General features: G+C 65.5%; 13 protein-coding genes and 1 pseudogene. 9 read left to right on the top strand and 5 right to left on the bottom strand.

Annotation, left to right across the window (positions count from 1 at the left end; all coding sequences use genetic code 11):
• A pseudogene (locus tag HY058_20590) lies at nucleotides 1-1,054 on the bottom strand (SAM-dependent DNA methyltransferase).
• Between the two features lie 227 nt (nucleotides 1,055-1,281).
• Between HY058_20590 and nth the strand changes: the two are divergent.
• The 3 genes from nth (at nucleotide 1,282) to HY058_20605 (ending at nucleotide 5,015) form a co-directional block, all read left to right on the top strand.
• A complete protein-coding gene (gene nth, locus HY058_20595) occupies nucleotides 1,282-1,932 on the top strand; it encodes an endonuclease III (GenBank protein ID MBI3499702.1) in 651 nt (216 codons plus the stop codon).
• 64 nt (nucleotides 1,933-1,996) lie between these two features.
• Complete coding sequence (locus tag HY058_20600) at nucleotides 1,997-3,583, top strand: ABC transporter substrate-binding protein (GenBank protein MBI3499703.1); 1,587 nt, start codon at nucleotides 1,997-1,999, stop codon at nucleotides 3,581-3,583.
• Nucleotides 3,584-3,608: 25 nt separating this feature from the next.
• Nucleotides 3,609-5,015, top strand: coding sequence for an amidase (locus HY058_20605; GenBank protein ID MBI3499704.1), 1,407 nt, complete (start codon nucleotides 3,609-3,611; stop codon nucleotides 5,013-5,015).
• A 7-nt stretch (nucleotides 5,016-5,022) separates the two neighbouring features.
• On the opposite strand, the gene HY058_20610 is transcribed toward HY058_20605, so the two are convergent.
• The 3 genes from HY058_20610 to HY058_20620 all read right to left on the bottom strand — a co-directional run bounded on the left by HY058_20610 (nucleotide 5,023) and on the right by HY058_20620 (nucleotide 6,961).
• Nucleotides 5,023-5,448, bottom strand: coding sequence for a hypothetical protein (locus HY058_20610; GenBank protein MBI3499705.1), 426 nt, complete (start codon nucleotides 5,446-5,448; stop codon nucleotides 5,023-5,025).
• Between the two features lie 80 nt (nucleotides 5,449-5,528).
• Nucleotides 5,529-6,044, bottom strand: a complete 516-nt coding sequence (locus HY058_20615; GenBank protein ID MBI3499706.1) for a polymer-forming cytoskeletal protein — start codon at nucleotides 6,042-6,044, stop codon at nucleotides 5,529-5,531.
• Nucleotides 6,045-6,253: 209 nt separating this feature from the next.
• Complete coding sequence (locus tag HY058_20620; protein MBI3499707.1) at nucleotides 6,254-6,961, bottom strand: EI24 domain-containing protein; 708 nt, start codon at nucleotides 6,959-6,961, stop codon at nucleotides 6,254-6,256.
• A gap of 96 nt (nucleotides 6,962-7,057) precedes the next feature.
• Here HY058_20620 and HY058_20625 point away from each other — a divergent pair, with 96 nt between their 5' ends.
• From HY058_20625 to HY058_20640, 4 genes are all read left to right on the top strand, one after another.
• Complete coding sequence (locus tag HY058_20625; protein MBI3499708.1) at nucleotides 7,058-8,050, top strand: adenosine kinase; 993 nt, start codon at nucleotides 7,058-7,060, stop codon at nucleotides 8,048-8,050.
• Complete coding sequence (locus HY058_20630; GenBank protein MBI3499709.1) at nucleotides 7,948-9,399, top strand: AmpG family muropeptide MFS transporter; 1,452 nt, start codon at nucleotides 7,948-7,950, stop codon at nucleotides 9,397-9,399. Before HY058_20625 ends, HY058_20630 begins: the two co-directional genes overlap by 103 nt.
• A 188-nt stretch (nucleotides 9,400-9,587) precedes the next feature.
• Nucleotides 9,588-9,866: a type II toxin-antitoxin system RelE/ParE family toxin gene (locus HY058_20635; GenBank protein MBI3499710.1), complete on the top strand. Its 279-nt coding sequence runs from the start codon at nucleotides 9,588-9,590 to the stop codon at nucleotides 9,864-9,866.
• 13 nt (nucleotides 9,867-9,879) lie between these two features.
• The gene (locus HY058_20640; GenBank protein ID MBI3499711.1) at nucleotides 9,880-10,182 is read left to right on the top strand and encodes a HigA family addiction module antidote protein; all 303 of its coding nucleotides are present in this window, start codon (nucleotides 9,880-9,882) and stop codon (nucleotides 10,180-10,182) included.
• On the opposite strand, the gene HY058_20645 is transcribed toward HY058_20640, so the two are convergent.
• Nucleotides 10,179-11,225 (bottom strand): glycosyltransferase family 9 protein, encoded by a 1,047-nt coding sequence (locus HY058_20645; GenBank protein ID MBI3499712.1) that lies wholly within the window; start codon nucleotides 11,223-11,225, stop codon nucleotides 10,179-10,181. The two genes, HY058_20640 and HY058_20645, sit on opposite strands and share 4 nt — an antisense overlap.
• 52 nt (nucleotides 11,226-11,277) lie before the next feature.
• On the opposite strand from HY058_20645, the gene HY058_20650 reads away from it, so the two are divergent.
• Both HY058_20650 and HY058_20655 read left to right on the top strand, forming a co-directional pair.
• On the top strand, nucleotides 11,278-11,799 hold the full coding sequence (locus tag HY058_20650) for an O-acetyl-ADP-ribose deacetylase (GenBank protein ID MBI3499713.1): 522 nt from the start codon (nucleotides 11,278-11,280) through the stop codon (nucleotides 11,797-11,799).
• A 67-nt stretch (nucleotides 11,800-11,866) separates the two neighbouring features.
• Nucleotides 11,867-12,421, top strand: coding sequence for a hypothetical protein (locus tag HY058_20655; protein MBI3499714.1), 555 nt, complete (start codon nucleotides 11,867-11,869; stop codon nucleotides 12,419-12,421).
• Nucleotides 12,422-12,500: the final 79 nt, after the last annotated feature.

The raw sequence follows: 12,500 nt of genomic DNA on the forward strand, positions 1-12,500 counted from the left end.
CGTTCTGCAGCAGATCGCCGCGCCAGTCGGAATCGTTGAAAGGCGGATTGGCCAGCACGTAGTCGGCTTTGAGGTCGGCGTGCTTATCGTCGTGGAACGTATCGCCATGGGCGATCTACGCGTCGATGCCGCGGATGGCGAGGTTCATCTTCGCCAGGCGCCAGGTCGTGTAGTTCGATTCCTGGCCGTAGATGGAAATGTCGCCGCGCTTGCCGCTATGGGCCTCGATGAAGCTCTCGCTGGAGACGAACATGCCGCCGGAGCCGCAGCACGGGTCGTAGACCCGGCCCTTGTAGGGCGCCAGCATCTCGACCAGCACGCGCACCACCCGCGAGGGCGTGTAGAACTGCCCGCCCTTCTTGCCCTCGGCGCTGGCGAACTGCGCGAGAAAATACTCGTAGACGCTGCCCAGCACGTCCCTGGCCCGGTCGGCCGGGCTGCCGAGGCCGATGGTGCTGACGAGGTTGATGAGCTGGCCGAGCCGCTGCTTGTCGAGGCCCGGCCGGCCGAAATCCTTGGGCAGCACGCTCCTGAGCGTGGGGTTGTCGCGCTCGATGGCGCTCATCGCCTCGTCGACCAGCGTGCCGATGGTGGGCTGCGGGGCGCTGGCCTTCAGGTGCTGCCAGCGCGCTTCCTTCGGCACCCAGAATATGCGGGTTGCCTTGTACTCATCCGGATCTTCCGGGTCGGCACCCTCGGCCGCTTGCGCGGCCAGCTCCGCGTGCTTCGCCTCGAAGGCATCGGAGATGTATTTGAGGAAGATCAGGCCAAGGACGACATGCTTGTACTCGGCCGCGTCCATGTTGTTGCGGAGCGCATCGGCCGCCGCCCAGAGCTTCGCCTCGATGCGGCCGTTGGACTCCGCCGCTGCTGGTGACGTGGCACCTTGCCCATTGCCTTTCCGGCTGAAGCGGGCGCCGCGTTTCGGCGCGGCAGCGGTGAATGCCTCAACCAACTCCGCTTCGCTGATTTCGTTGACCCGCTTGATCGTTTCGTCGCTGAGAGCGGCGAGCGGCAGCGGGCCGGCATTCTTTCGAGGTCGTCCCCGCGGCATGATCCCGCCCCCCAATTGGCCGACATAGACTGTCGAGGTTTGGCAGCTTCCGTCGTCGAGTGCCAGCCCTCGCTTTGCCGATGCGCGGCGCGACTAGCGGTTGTCTTTTCGTTCTCAATGCAACCCCATCTAATTATTCGCGAATCACGGAGGAGCGCAAGGCTTGCCCTTCGGCCGCGCTCCTTCGGTCGTGCGCGGGTCCTCTTCCCCTGCTACAGATTTGCGCCATGAAGAAACACAGCAAAGCCGAAGTCGACGAATTCTTCCGGCGTCTCGCCGCCAAGAACCCCGCGCCCAAGGGCGAGCTCGACTCCGTCAACCCCTACACCCTCCTGGTCGCCGTGGTCCTGTCGGCGCAGGCGACCGATGCCGGGGTCAACAAGGCGACGAAGACGCTGTTCCGCCTCGCCGACACGCCGGAAAAGATGCTGGTTCTGGGCGAGGCCGGCCTCAAGGGGCACATCAAGACCATCGGCCTCTTCAATACCAAGGCGAAGAACATCATTGCCCTGAGCCGCATACTGATGAGCGACCATGGGGGCCAGGTGCCGCGGGATCGCGAATCCCTGCAGAAGCTGCCTGGTGTCGGCCGCAAGACGGCGAGTGTCGTCCTCAACATCGCCTTCGGCGAGCCCACCATCGCCGTCGACACCCATGTGTTCCGCGTCTCCAACCGCACCGGCCTCGCTCCGGCCAAGACGCCGGAAGCGGTGGAGGCGATGCTCGAGCGCATCGTCCCGGACCGTTGGAAGCAGCACGCCCATCACTGGCTCATTCTGCACGGACGCTATGTCTGCAAGGCCCGGCAGCCGGATTGCAATGCCTGCGTCGTGCGCCCGCTCTGCCGCTTCAAGGAGAAGACGCCGGCGCCAGAGTGAGGCCACGTTGCGCATCGCCGCGGCTTCGCCGATTATTCGCGCAACGCCGCAAAGGGAGGAACGAATGGCACGGTACCTCGCGCGCGCACTCGGATTGTCTCTCATTCCCGGTCTCTTGGCTGCGGCATCGGCGCCGGCCTTGGCGGAATCGGTCATCCGCGTGGTTCCCCACGCCGACCTCAAGGTGCTGGATCCCAGCCAGACCGCGGCGACGATCACCCTCATGCACGGGCTGTCGATCTTCGACATGCTGTTCGCCTTCGATGAGAAGCTGAACGTCAAGCCGCAGATGATCGAGAGCTTCGCCCTCTCGCCCGACAAGCTCGTCTACACCATGACGCTGCGGCCGGGCCTCAGGTTCCAAGACGGCACGCCCGTCACCAGCCGCGATGTGATCCCGTCCCTCGAACGCTGGATGAAGAAGGATGCGGTCGGCACCAAGCTTGCGTCATTCTTGGCCGCGATGGCCCCGGTTGACGACCGCAGCTTCAAGCTCACGCTCAAGGAGCCCTATGGGCTCGTGGAATGGTCGTTCGCAAACGCCTCCGGCAGCCCCGCCTTCGTCTTCCGCGAGAAGGAAGCACGATCGGATCCGGCCGTTCCGTTCACCGAGACCATCGGCTCCGGCCCGTTTCGCTTCGTCAAATCCGCATGGATGCCAGGCTCGACCGTCGTCTACGAGAAGAATCCCGACTATGTGCCGCGGAGCGATGCGCCCGACGGGCTCGCCGGCGGCAAGATCGTCAAGGTGGATCGGATCGAATACAAGATCCTGCCCGACGCCAGCACGGCCGCGGCCGCTCTCAACGCCGGAGAGGTGGATCTCATCGATCAGCCGGCGCTCGATCTGGTGCCGCTGGTCGAAAAGAACCCGAACGTCACGGTCGAGGTGATCACCCCGATTCCCGCGGTCGCCGTCCTCAGGCCCAACCACCTGCAACCGCCCTTCAACAATGCAAAGGCGCGGGCGGCGCTCTCCGCCATGATGCAGCAGACCGATTTCATGCAAGCGGCGATCGGCGACAAGAAGTGGTGGAGCACCTGCTTCTCCTATTTCGTCTGCGGCATGCCCTATGGCACCGAGGCCGGCTCCGAGGAATACCGGAAGCCCGACATGGCCAAGGCAAAGCAGCTCCTCGGCGAATCCGGCTACAAGGGCGGGAAGGCGGTCATTGTTTCCACCGACGAGATCCCGGCGCAGGGTGCGATGGCGCGGGTCGCCGTCGACAAGCTGAAGCAGCTCGGCGTCAACGTCGATCTGCAGATGTCCGATTGGGGCGGCGTCATCACCAAGCGCCTCAACCGGGGACCGGTCGAGCAAGGCGGCTGGAGCCTGTTCGCGGTGAGTTGGAACGGCGTATCGATGGCGCACCCGCTTTCCAACATCGCGGTCAACACCAACTGCGCCGGCACCAACTGGCTGGGCTGGCCCTGCGACGAGGAAGCGAGCAAGATCCTCGATCGCTTCATCCGCTCGACCGACGATGCGGAGAAGAAGCAGATCGCCGAGAGCCTGCACCGGCGCCTCTGGCAGGTGCAGCCCCTGGCGCTCGCCGGCCAATACAGCCAGCCGACCTTCTACCGCAAGAGCTTGGATGGCGTGCTGAAGGCGGCCGTGCTGGTGTTCTGGAACATCTCGAAGAAGGGATGAGCGGGCTGCGCGCGCGGTCTTGGGGATGACCGCGCCGAGCGCGCTGCACTACCTCTCCATCGCCGAGGCGAGCCGCCGCATAGCGACTGGGAGGCTTTCGCCCGTCGACTTGGTGAAGGCGATGCTGGCGCGGATTCGCGCCCTCGATCATCGGCTGAACAGCTTCGTGCTGGTGCTGGAAGGCGAAGCCATGCGCCAGGCGCGCCTGGCCGAGCGGGCCATCAGGGCGGGAAGGCGCATCGGGCCGCTGCACGGCATCCCCATCGCCCTCAAGGATGTCTATGACACCAAGGGCGTGCGCACCGCGGCGCAGTCGCGCCTTCTCGTTGACCGCGTGCCCGATCGCGATGCAGCCGTGGTGCGGCGTCTGCGGCAAGCAGGCGCGATCATCCTCGGCAAGCTCACCACCCATGAATTCGCCATCGGCGGCCCGTCCTTTGATTTGCCTTGGCCGCCGGCGCGCAATCCGTGGAATCCCGACTACTTCACCGGCGGCTCGTCGACCGGCGCCGGCGCGGCGGTCGCCGCCGGTTTCATTCCGGGCGCGCTCGGCTCGGATACCGGCGGCTCGATTCGCATGCCCGCCGCCTATTGCGGCATCGCCGGCCTGAAGCCGACCTATGGGCTGGTGAGCCGCGCCGGCGTCGTCCCGCTTGCCTATTCGCTCGATCATTGCGGGCCGATGGCATGGACCGCGGAGGATTGCGCCTATCTTTTGGAAGCGATCGCCGGCTTCGATGCCGATGACCCGGCGAGCGCCCGGCGTCGACGGCTCTCGTTTGTGCGTTCCCTCAAGGGCGACATTGCCGGGATGCGGATCGGCGTCGTGCGGCAGTTCTACGAAAGCGATCTCGAGGCGACGCAAGAAGCCCGTGCGGCGATCGAAGCCGCGCTGAAGGTGCTCCGAAGGCTGGGCGCGACACTCGTCGAGATCACGCTGCCCAAGCTCCGGGAATGGGATGCGTGCTGTCTCTTGATCAGCTATGCCGAGTCCTACGCTCTGCACGAGCACGATTTGCGAACCCGCCCGTTCGCCTACGGCAAGATCGCACGCGAGCGGTTGCTGGCGGGCGCGCTGATCGGCGCCGGCGATTACGTCAAGGCATTGCGCCAACGGCGAAGTCTGTCGGAAGGCTACGTCGCCGCTCTTGCCGAAGCGGACGCGTTGGTGACCGCGTGCGCGATCGAGCCGCCGAGCCCGCTCGCCGACATGGTCAGCTGGCCCTCGATGCGGCCGCGGGCACGGATGGCGGTGACGCCGTTCAACGTCAGCGGCGCACCGGCGCTATCGCTCTGTGCCGGTTTCGGGACGGACGGACTTCCGCTGAGCCTGCAGATCGCCGCCAAGCCTTTCGACGATGCGATCGTTCTCCGGCTCGGCCACGCCTATGAGCGGGCGACCGACTGGCGCGGCACGAGACCTAGACTCTAGCTTCTGCTCAGCCGCTGTTCGCCTGCAGGAGCACGGTCACATCGCCGGCGCAGGGGCGCGGCAGCGCGTCGTTGAGACCGGGCGCGCGGAGCTCGTAGTGGCGCACCGTGTAGACATCGGCCTCGCGGTAGAAGAACACATCCAACACGCAGCTCTGATTGGCGAAGCGCCAGATCTGCGCCGCCCCGTCGTGGCGCACGAACCGGGGATGTCCCAACAGCCGCTCGATCTCCCCGGGGGTGAGCCCGACAAGGCGGACCGGCTGATGCTCGATGGCGCGGCCCGCCGGCGCGTTGGCCTCGTTCGGCGGCGACTCGGTCCTGGATGAGGCGACGGCGAGGCCCGTGGGCGGCTTCGGCTCAAGCCCGCCGGCCACGGTCTCGGCGGGTCGCACCGATTGCGTGCAAGCCGCCAGCATAACAATTGCTGCCATGCCGATGGCCTGCTTCGACCGTCCCCCGCCCCCCGCCATGGTGCCCTCGGTTGTTGGTGACCCTTCGAAAGACGATCGGCTCAGCCGACGGCGGCGCCGCTGACCTTGCCGGTCTTCTCCTTCTCCTCGCTCGGCCGCGCCGTCTGCGCGTCGACGAGCTGGACGTCGCCGGTGACCACGCCGCCGCGCTCGATCTCGAGCTGGCCATAGCGGATCTTGCCGGTCACATTGCCGGTCGAACGAATGAACAAACGGTTGCGCACGGTGAGCGTGCCCTCATAGGCGCCGTTGATGTCCGCCTCTTCGATTTCCGCTGTGCCCTTGAAATGCCCGGTCGCGGCAATGTCGATCGAATGGCTGTTGCTGAGCGTCGCCTCGACCCGGCCTTCCACCACCAGCACGTCGCAGGCCGTGATCTCCCCCGAGAGGATGATGTCGCGGCCGACAATGAGGCGCTTCGACTCGTGCTCGGAGCGAGGAGCCGGCGTCGAGGTCGGCGTCGGCGTCGGCCGGCGCGGTACGGCGCCGGGAATATCGACGACGCGCCTGGGGATCTCCGGGGAGAAACCGGGACTGGGTGGCTTCTGCTGGGTCATTGCGGTACCTACGCCTTTCTGCAACGGATCCTCGCGCTTCTCGGCGCGCTTGTCGGCGGTGTTTTCGGTGAAATTGGTCGGACCGGCGCCCGGCGACGGGACCTCGGCAGAACCCTCTCCGGCGTTGCCCTTTTTCTTGAAGAACATGGCACGAGCCCCTGAAAACGCGACAGTTTTCACCAACGCATAAACGGGCCGGATCTTACCAGCTATTTTGCCTTTTGGCGATGGCGCATTCGCTCGACGGTATGCACCATGAAAGCAATGGCGAGCATCGGTGTCACCAGGTTTACCAAGGGAATCGTCAGCAAGGCCGCCAAGCAGGCGCCGGCAAGCCAAAGCGAACCACGCTCGGCGCGCCAGAGGAGACGCTGCACGGGCGGCTCGAAGCGGCGCGCAGCGGCCATTTCGAAATAACCCTTCCCAACCAAATATCCGTTGAAAAACAAGAAGATAAAAAGATTAAAGGCAGGCAGCAGCAGATAGACGGGCAGCGCCGCGAGGTTGACCAGGAGGGCGGTCGCCGCCAGCCTCAAGGCGCTTGCGACCATTTCGGCCGCCGACTGCGAACGGGGCGGCGGCACACCTGGATAGTGGCGGGCCTCGACCGCCCGGGCGATCGGCTCGACCATCAGGCTGAAGAGGGATGCGGTCAGCGCCGGAAAAAACAGCCAGCCGAGGATGAGCCCGGCGAGCGCCCCCAGCCCCGCCAGCACGATGCCGATGCCGGGGACCCCGTCCGGCACGAGCGTGGCGAAGAGGAGCGAGCCGCCGAAGGACAGCCCCGCCAGAAGCCCGACCGACAGCACCAGGCCCAACCAGAGCAAGCGCTGAAAGCGCCTCTCGAACAGCTGCAGCAGGGCGGCGAGGAAGAAGCTGGGCATGACGATGGCAGGGAGATCTCGAACGAGCCGCATGGATTTGAGCGGGACCGCGGAGGTTCCTAGCAGGCTTTCGAGCCTGGCGGCTATATTGGCCGATGCATGTGGACGGGCAATGGGCGGAGCACGGGAATGGCGGAGCGGACGCTGGATGTGGTTGGGATTGGCAATGCCATTGTCGACGTGCTCGCAGGCACCGAGGACGGATTTCTGGAAGAGCAGGGCTTGGTCAAGGGATCGATGGCGCTCATCGATGCCGAACGCGCCGAGCGGCTCTATGATCTGATCGGGCCCGCGGTCGAGTGCTCGGGCGGCTCCTGCGGCAATACCATGGCGGGCCTGGCCTCGCTCGGCGCCAAGGGCGCCTATATCGGCAAGGTCGCCGACGACCAGCTCGGCCGCGTCTTCGCCCATGATCTCAAGGCAGCCGGCATCCGCTTCGATACACCGCCGCTTCGGGGTGCGGTGCCGACGGCGCGCTCCTTCATTCTGGTCACGCCCGATGGGCAACGCACGATGAACACCTATCTCGGCGCCTGCGTTGCCCTCGGGCCGAGCGACATCGATCCGGCACTCATCGACGCCGCCAAGGTCGTCTATCTCGAGGGCTATCTCTGGGATCGGCCGGCGGCGAAGGAAGCCTTCCTCAAGGCGGCAAAGCTCGCCCATGCCGGAGGCGGCAAGGTGGCGCTCAGCCTTTCCGATCCGTTTTGCGTCGATCGGCACCGCGCCGAGTTTCGCGACTTGGTCGAAAACCATGTCGACATCCTCTTCGCCAACGAGCAGGAGATCCTGTCGCTCTACCAGGTGCAGCTATTCGATCGGGCGCTCTCGATCGTGCGCGACCATTGCGAGACGGCGGCCTTGACCCGCAGCGCCAAGGGCTCGGTCGTGGTCCATGCTGGCGAGGCACATACGATTGAGGCGGCGCCGATCTTGAGAGTCGTCGATACCACCGGGGCGGGGGATCAATACGCCGCCGGATTTCTGCGCGGCTACACCACGGGATGCAGTCCTCAGCTATGCGGACGCATGGGCAGCATCGCAGCGGCCGAGGTGATCCAGCATTTCGGCGCGCGGCCCGAAACCGGCTTGGCCAGGCTGGTCGAGGCCCAGCTCGCGTGAGCAGCGTTCCCGCCCCAGCCCCGATCGCAAGCTGGCTCGAGGCGGCGCGGATCTACCGCGAGAAGCGCGTGCTGGCGATCCTGTTCATGGGATTTTCGAGCGGGCTGCCGCTGGCCTTGACCGCGGCAGGCGGCACGCTCGGAATCTGGCTCACGGAAGCCGGCGTGACTCTCACTGCGATCGGATTCTTTGCGCTGGTCAGCGTCTCCTACAATGTGAAGTTCATTTGGTCGCCGATCATCGATCGGATGCCCATTCCCATCCTTACGAAGTGGCTCGGGCGTCGTCGCAGCTGGGCGGTGACGATTCAAATCGTGCTCGCGGTGGCGATCCTGGGGCTCGGCGCCTCCGATCCCGCGATCGATCCCCACCGAACCGCGCTGGCTGCCGTCGTGGTCGCATTTCTCTCGGCGAGCCAGGACATCGTCATCGACGCATACCGGGTCGAGCTTCTGAAGGATGCTGAGCAGGGCGCCGGTGCAGCGGCGACGCAGTTCGGCTATCGCGTCGGCATGTTGGCGTCCGGAGCGGGCGCACTGTATCTCGCGAGCTTCTTCGGCTGGCAGACTGCCTATGTCGTCATGGCCGCGCTAATGAGCGTCGGCGTGATAACGGTGCTGATGACGCCGGAGCCGGCGGAAGCCGGCGCCAATACCGAGAACGCCGGCGTCGGACCGGCGCCGAATCGCGATGGCTTCATGCATTGGCTCCGGCGCGCGGTGATCGAGCCGTTCGCCGATTTCATCTTGCGGCCACACTGGGCGCACATTCTTGTCTTCGTGATCCTATACAAGCTTGGCGATGCGCTGGCCGGCGTCGTCCTGGGCAAGTTCTACATCGCCATCGGGTTCAGCAAGGTCGAGATTGCCAGCGTCACCAAAGTGTTCGGCCTGGCGGCGACAATCCTGGGGCTGTTCCTCGGTGGCGCCATCACCTATCGGCTGGGCATCATGCGTGCGCTGATGGTCTGCGGCGTGCTGCAGATGCTCTCGATCTTGGCTTTTGCGATGCAAGCAATTGTCGGCCACGATGTCGCCTTCCTCATGGCAACGATCGCGATCGAGAACGTCACCTGGGCGATGGGGTCGGCGGCGTTCGTTGCCTATCTCTCCGCTCTCTGCAACGTCGCCTACACCGCAACGCAATATGCCTTGCTGTCGTCTCTGGCGGCGGTGCCGCGGACCATTCTTGCCTCCGGCGGCGGCTGGCTCGCCGAACGCATGGATTGGGTCGGCTTCTTCCTGTTCGCGACCGCCGCGGCGTTGCCGGGGCTGATCCTGCTGGCATGGCTCATGCACGCAACGCCGGCGGAGACGACGGCAAAGGCGCGCACGCTCGCGGCGGAGTAGGTCTCGCTGCGTGCAGGGATGTTTTCACCACAGAGACACAGAGGACACAGAGAAGAGTAATGCTCGGGTGCGCGAAGCGCTGCGCGCGTGCTCCATTCGTCTCCGTGTCCTCTGTGTCTCTGTGGTGAAAGCTTTATCGTTTGGCGCCTCCGTCTTGATCACATCCCGGTATACGGTATAGTGCCGCGATGATCCGGTCGTTCGGCGACAAACGAACGGAAGCGTTGTTTCGAGACGCGTTCGTGCGTGACTTTCAAGGTTTCGCCCGCCGGGCCAAGCGAAAACTGGAAGCGGTGAACGCGGCGAGCCGGCTCGACGATTTGCAGGTACCGCCATCGAACCGGCTGGAGAAGCTGAGAGGCGATCTGATGGAATTTCATTCGATCAGGATCAACGATCAATGGCGGATCATATTCAAATGGCGCGACGGTGAGCCGCATGAGGTGCGGATCGTCGACTATCACTGACAGGAGCTTAGCCATGGCTGAGAACGAATTCGCGCCTGTCACTCCGGGCGAAATGCTGAAAGACGAATTCCTCATGGAATACGGTCTTTCACAAAACCAGTTGGCGAAGGCAGTCGGGATTTCGCCGAACCGGATTGCCGAGATCGTGAACAACCGGCGCCGCATAACCGCCGACACCGCCCTGCGGCTTGGTTTGTATTTCGCCAACAGCCCGGAATTTTGGATGAACCTTCAGTCCCATTACGATCTGAAGCAGGCGCGGCGCAAGCTCAAGCCAGAGGATGCAAAACGAATCAAGGCGCGACGTGCCGCTTAGACCGGAACGACCGACAGCGCCTCCGACACCACCACCGGCTTGTCGTCGGCATTGGGATCGGCGATGAGCGTTTCCAAGGCGGCTTCCACCGCCTCCATCGGAATGAGCTCCATCGCCTCGCCGCCGAATTGCTGCGCGGTCACCAGCTTCAGGCGCCGCGCCATCGGGTAAGCCTTGTCGACCACCGTCGGCCCCCAGAGCGAGACCAGGGGAACCCCGCCCTCGGCCAGGATATGGCCGCCGCCGCTGTCGTTCGACACCGCGGCGGCGAGCCGCCGGGTCAGCGCCAAGGTCAGCACCGGGCCGGTGGCGATGCCGGCGTCCGCGGCATCCTGGTTGGGAAAGCGGGCGGCCGGCACGCTTGCCGCGAGTTGCTGGCGCCACGCCGCTTCCGCCGGTCCGAGGATGAAAACCGGGACCCGACCCCGTTCGACCTGCGCCGTGGCGAGCCGGGCAAAGCGCTCCAGCGGCCAGCATTTCCGGCGATTGCCGGCGCCGGGAGCAATACCGACATAGAGCGGTCCGTCCGGCAGAAGCCGCTTCGCCGCAGCGACGGCGTCGGCCGGCAGCTCTCCCGGCTCCGGTGACGGCGCCGGCCGTCCGGTCGCCAGCACGATCAGATCGAACAGCCGGTGGTGCAGGTGCTTCGGCTTCTTGTATCCCGAGCGCGGCCGGTAATCGGAGAACAGGAACTTCGCCGTCTGCGACAGGTAGCGATGGTGCTGCACGCGCCTGAGGATGAGGGTTGTCATGACCCGGCTCTGGGTGTCGATCACCAGATCGAAATGGCGCCCGGAGAGCGGCCGCTTGCCGAAGAGCTCGGTCCAATGCTTGCCGATGCCGACATCCTCGATCACCTCATCCAAGACGCCCTGGACCAACGGGGCGAGCTCATGGGCATAGACGGTGCGGCCTTTGCCGGCGAGCCAGGTGATCCTGGCGTCGGGGAAGGCGGCACGCACCGCGCGGGCGAAGGGGAGCTTGATGAAGCCGTCGCCCATCAGCTCGAGCCCGGCATAGATGAGGATGCTCGCTGGCGTCATCGTGAACCGGCGTCACCTACCATAGGGGGTGCCGGTCGGCTAGAATTACCGCATGTCGAGCAATCGCTTGAGCGTGGTGGACGGCGACATCACCGGGCTAGCGGTCGATGCCATCGTCAATGCCGCCAATGAGCGGCTGGCGCCGGGAGGTGGGGTCTGCGGCGCCATCCACCGCATCGCCGGTCCCGCGCTCGCCCGCGAATGCGCCGCGATCGGCTTCTGCCCGACCGGCGAGGCGCGGCTGACCAAAGGCTATGGCTTGCCGGCGCGCTTCGTGATCCATGCCGTGGGGCCGGTCTGGCACGGGGGCGGCCAGGGCGAAGACAAACTCTTGGCCTCCTGCTATGGCGCCGCGCTCGATCTGGCGGTCGCCAACGCGGTCCGCACCATCGCCTTTCCGGCGATCTCGACCGGCATCTACGGCTATCCCCTGGAGCCGGCAACGCGGATCGCGGTCGGCACGGTGGCGGGCGTGCTCGCCCGCGAGCCCAAGCTGGAGCAGGTCATCTTCTGCACCTTCGGCCTGGAGGCGACCGCCGCCTACGAGCGGGCGCTCGAGGCCTTGGCGCGGTAGCGCCCGAGCTGGGCTGCGCGGGATCCAGCTGTCTCGCCCGGATGAAGTGGAGCGAACTCGTCACAAGATGCAAAGACGCGCCATCACCCGCCGCGCCGTGCTGATCGGGCTCGCCACGCTCATCGCGCGCCCGCTCCTCGCCGCCGCCGCGCAACCGCCCGCCGATCTTCCAGGCTGGCGCCAAGCGCGCTGGGGCATGAGCGAATTGGAGCTGGAGGCGGCCTTCCCGGACGAGCTGAAGCCGGCCCCGGTGGCGCTCGATTTCGACGATCTCGTCGTGCACGCGGTCATTCCGAAGCTGCTGCTGGCCGGCCGACCCTTCGTCGTCTATTTCCAGCTCGATGCGCAGACGCTGCGTCTGGCCCAGGTGCTCTTGACCTATCGCGGCAAGCGGCCGACCCATTCCGACTATGCCGCGATCGCGCGCGGACTCGTGGCCGAGCTCGGTGTCTCGGACCTGACGCTCACCGATCGCTATTATCTGAGCGTGCCCGGCTTCTCGGTCGAGCGACGCTGGAAGCGTCCGACCACCAGCGTGTCGCTGCACTATGTGCAGCCGAACTTCGACTACGCCAACAACGAGCGTAATCGGCTGACCCTGCGCTACTACCCAAGCGCATAGCCGCTTGACGGCAGGATTCACCTGAGAGCGCGCAGAGGCGACGCAGAGGTCGCGGAGAGGAGTCGAGCGCGCTTTGCGC

This window comes from Pseudomonadota bacterium (genome assembly GCA_016195085.1).
Lineage (GTDB): Bacteria > Pseudomonadota > Alphaproteobacteria > SHVZ01 > SHVZ01 > JACQAG01.

Bases quoted from the DNA above. Each gene is read 5' to 3' on its own strand.
- nth (MBI3499702.1), top strand. From the start codon at position 1,282: ATGAAGAAACACAGCAAAGCCGAAGTCGACGAATTCTTCCGGCGTCTC.
- HY058_20600 (MBI3499703.1), top strand. From the start codon at position 1,997: ATGGCACGGTACCTCGCGCGCGCACTCGGATTGTCTCTCATTCCCGGT.
- HY058_20605 (MBI3499704.1), top strand. From the start codon at position 3,609: ATGACCGCGCCGAGCGCGCTGCACTACCTCTCCATCGCCGAGGCGAGC.
- HY058_20610 (MBI3499705.1), bottom strand. From the start codon at position 5,448: ATGGCAGCAATTGTTATGCTGGCGGCTTGCACGCAATCGGTGCGACCC.
- HY058_20615 (MBI3499706.1), bottom strand. From the start codon at position 6,044: ATGACCCAGCAGAAGCCACCCAGTCCCGGTTTCTCCCCGGAGATCCCC.
- HY058_20620 (MBI3499707.1), bottom strand. From the start codon at position 6,961: ATGCGGCTCGTTCGAGATCTCCCTGCCATCGTCATGCCCAGCTTCTTC.
- HY058_20625 (MBI3499708.1), top strand. From the start codon at position 7,058: ATGGCGGAGCGGACGCTGGATGTGGTTGGGATTGGCAATGCCATTGTC.
- HY058_20630 (MBI3499709.1), top strand. From the start codon at position 7,948: ATGCGGACGCATGGGCAGCATCGCAGCGGCCGAGGTGATCCAGCATTT.
- HY058_20635 (MBI3499710.1), top strand. From the start codon at position 9,588: ATGATCCGGTCGTTCGGCGACAAACGAACGGAAGCGTTGTTTCGAGAC.
- HY058_20640 (MBI3499711.1), top strand. From the start codon at position 9,880: ATGGCTGAGAACGAATTCGCGCCTGTCACTCCGGGCGAAATGCTGAAA.
- HY058_20645 (MBI3499712.1), bottom strand. From the start codon at position 11,225: ATGACGCCAGCGAGCATCCTCATCTATGCCGGGCTCGAGCTGATGGGC.
- HY058_20650 (MBI3499713.1), top strand. From the start codon at position 11,278: ATGTCGAGCAATCGCTTGAGCGTGGTGGACGGCGACATCACCGGGCTA.
- HY058_20655 (MBI3499714.1), top strand. From the start codon at position 11,867: ATGCAAAGACGCGCCATCACCCGCCGCGCCGTGCTGATCGGGCTCGCC.